19 tRNA genes are annotated in these 1,955 nt (G+C 48.7%); all 19 read right to left on the bottom strand.

From position 1 onward, the window contains the following. Positions 1 to 172: 172 nt before the first annotated feature. The 19 genes from JCM11969_RS16500 to JCM11969_RS16410 all read right to left on the bottom strand — a co-directional run bounded on the left by JCM11969_RS16500 (position 173) and on the right by JCM11969_RS16410 (position 1,944). A tRNA-Asp gene (locus JCM11969_RS16500) sits at positions 173 to 247 on the bottom strand. A gap of 3 nt (positions 248 to 250) precedes the next feature. Continuing rightward, positions 251 to 324, bottom strand: a tRNA-Met gene (locus JCM11969_RS16495). 15 nt (positions 325 to 339) lie between these two features. Further along, positions 340 to 411 (bottom strand) — tRNA-Glu (locus JCM11969_RS16490). A 33-nt stretch (positions 412 to 444) separates the two neighbouring features. Then, a tRNA-Ser gene (locus JCM11969_RS16485) sits at positions 445 to 532 on the bottom strand. 2 nt (positions 533 to 534) lie between these two features. Beyond that, positions 535 to 608 (bottom strand) — tRNA-Ile (locus tag JCM11969_RS16480). A 4-nt stretch (positions 609 to 612) separates the two neighbouring features. After that, positions 613 to 683, bottom strand: a tRNA-Gly gene (locus tag JCM11969_RS16475). 32 nt (positions 684 to 715) lie between these two features. After that, positions 716 to 788, bottom strand: a tRNA-Phe gene (locus tag JCM11969_RS16470). A 7-nt stretch (positions 789 to 795) separates the two neighbouring features. Beyond that, a tRNA-Asp gene (locus tag JCM11969_RS16465) sits at positions 796 to 870 on the bottom strand. A 20-nt stretch (positions 871 to 890) separates the two neighbouring features. Continuing rightward, positions 891 to 964 (bottom strand) — tRNA-Met (locus JCM11969_RS16460). Between the two features lie 9 nt (positions 965 to 973). Further along, positions 974 to 1,063, bottom strand: a tRNA-Ser gene (locus tag JCM11969_RS16455). A gap of 57 nt (positions 1,064 to 1,120) precedes the next feature. Next, positions 1,121 to 1,194 (bottom strand) — tRNA-Ile (locus tag JCM11969_RS16450). 16 nt (positions 1,195 to 1,210) lie between these two features. Further along, a tRNA-Met gene (locus JCM11969_RS16445) sits at positions 1,211 to 1,284 on the bottom strand. A gap of 36 nt (positions 1,285 to 1,320) precedes the next feature. After that, positions 1,321 to 1,394, bottom strand: a tRNA-Pro gene (locus JCM11969_RS16440). Between the two features lie 5 nt (positions 1,395 to 1,399). Continuing rightward, positions 1,400 to 1,473 (bottom strand) — tRNA-Arg (locus JCM11969_RS16435). A 20-nt stretch (positions 1,474 to 1,493) separates the two neighbouring features. Next, positions 1,494 to 1,579, bottom strand: a tRNA-Leu gene (locus JCM11969_RS16430). Between the two features lie 12 nt (positions 1,580 to 1,591). Further along, positions 1,592 to 1,663 (bottom strand) — tRNA-Gly (locus JCM11969_RS16425). A 13-nt stretch (positions 1,664 to 1,676) separates the two neighbouring features. Next, positions 1,677 to 1,749: transfer RNA gene (locus JCM11969_RS16420), tRNA-Thr, on the bottom strand. A gap of 47 nt (positions 1,750 to 1,796) precedes the next feature. Then, positions 1,797 to 1,869 (bottom strand) — tRNA-Lys (locus JCM11969_RS16415). 2 nt (positions 1,870 to 1,871) lie between these two features. Beyond that, positions 1,872 to 1,944, bottom strand: a tRNA-Val gene (locus JCM11969_RS16410). Positions 1,945 to 1,955 lie beyond the last annotated feature (11 nt).

Here is a 1,955-nt window from a genome sequence, read left to right as displayed (position 1 = left end):
GATAATCGTAAATCATTTTAGAGTTGATTTGAATACGGTCGGTTATCTACTGCTTACAATACGTCTAAAGGTGGCCAGTTTTTTGAAATAAGCATGGCAGCATTCCTAAGTTAGCTGCCATGCTTATTTTTGAACACAAAAAAACGATGAACTCACATTCATCGTTTACTGACGGTCCGTACGAGACTCGAACTCGTGATCTCCTGCGTGACAGGCAGGCGTCCTAAACCAACTAGACCAACGGACCAAATTGCGGGAGCTGGATTTGAACCAACGACCTTCGGGTTATGAGCCCGACGAGCTACCAGACTGCTCCATCCCGCGATAATATTATTTTTATGACCCGTACGGGATTCGAACCCATGTTACTGCCGTGAAAGGGCGGTGTCTTAACCACTTGACCAACGGGTCATTTATAAAATGACTTAACTATTAATGAAACAACGGAGAAAGAGAGATTCGAACTCTCGCGCCGCTTACGCGACCTACACCCTTAGCAGGGGCGCCTCTTCAGCCACTTGAGTATTTCTCCAATGGGCCTAAATGGACTCGAACCATCGACCTCACGCTTATCAGGCGTGCGCTCTAACCAGCTGAGCTATAGGCCCAAAAAGCGGGTAACGAGAATCGAACTCGCGACAACAGCTTGGAAGGCTGTGGTTTTACCACTAAACTATACCCGCATTTGGTATTTCTATTGGCGTTGTTTTATTAATGGCGCGGGACGGAATCGAACCGCCGACACACGGAGCTTCAATCCGTTGCTCTACCAACTGAGCTACCGAGCCATAAAAGCGGTTCGTACGAGACTCGAACTCGTGATCTCCTGCGTGACAGGCAGGCGTCCTAAACCAACTAGACCAACGAACCAAATAGATATTTAGAAATAATTGCGGGAGCTGGATTTGAACCAACGACCTTCGGGTTATGAGCCCGACGAGCTACCAGACTGCTCCATCCCGCGATAATAAAAAGGAGGATGAGAGATTCGAACTCTCGCGTGGTTTGACCCACCTGACGGTTTTCAAGACCGTTCCCTTCAGCCAGACTTGGGTAATCCTCCATAAGATACAATAACAATGATATAACATTACTTGACCATAGTAAAGACCCAAGTTAATGGACCTTGTAGGACTCGAACCTACGACCGGACGGTTATGAGCCGTCTGCTCTAACCAACTGAGCTAAAGGTCCGAGCACTAATGATCAATCGCGGCGGGGGGGATCGAACCCTCGACCTCCCGGGTATGAACCGGACGCTCTAGCCAGCTGAGCTACACCGCGATGGTGTTTAAATAAAGATGAAACTATTTATTTAAATCGGGAAGACAGGATTCGAACCTGCGACCCCCTGGTCCCAAACCAGGTGCTCTACCAAGCTGAGCTACTTCCCGCTCAATGCACCCAGTAGGAGTCGAACCTACAACCTTCTGATTCGTAGTCAGACACTCTATCCAATTGCGCTATGGGTGCAAAATATTAAATTGTAACAATGCCGAGGACCGGGATCGAACCGGTACGGTCATCACTGACCGCAGGATTTTAAGTCCTGTGCGTCTGCCAATTCCGCCACCCCGGCGTTTTTGGCAAAAGCGGAAGACGGGATTCGAACCCGCGACCCCCACCATGGCAAGGTGATGTTCTACCACTGAACTACTTCCGCATATTCTGTTAAATGCCGACTAGAAGATTCGAACTTCCGACCCCCTGTTTACAAGACAGGTGCTCTACCAACTGAGCTAAGTCGGCAACTCAATAAATTAATGGGTGTAGAGATCCGAAATTTCTCTCGGTAATGAGCCGTGACAGGCTCGAACTGTCGACCCTCTGATTAAAAGTCAGATGCTCTACCAACTGAGCTAACGGCTCAATGGAGGATACAGGGCTCGAACCTGTGACCCTCTGCTTGTAAGGCAGACGCTCTCCCAACTGAGCTAATCCTCCATGAATGATAG

The organism is Secundilactobacillus paracollinoides DSM 15502 = JCM 11969 (genome assembly GCF_001311135.1).
Classification (GTDB): domain Bacteria; phylum Bacillota; class Bacilli; order Lactobacillales; family Lactobacillaceae; genus Secundilactobacillus; species Secundilactobacillus paracollinoides.
This window is presented reverse-complemented; position numbering and strand designations above follow the sequence as displayed.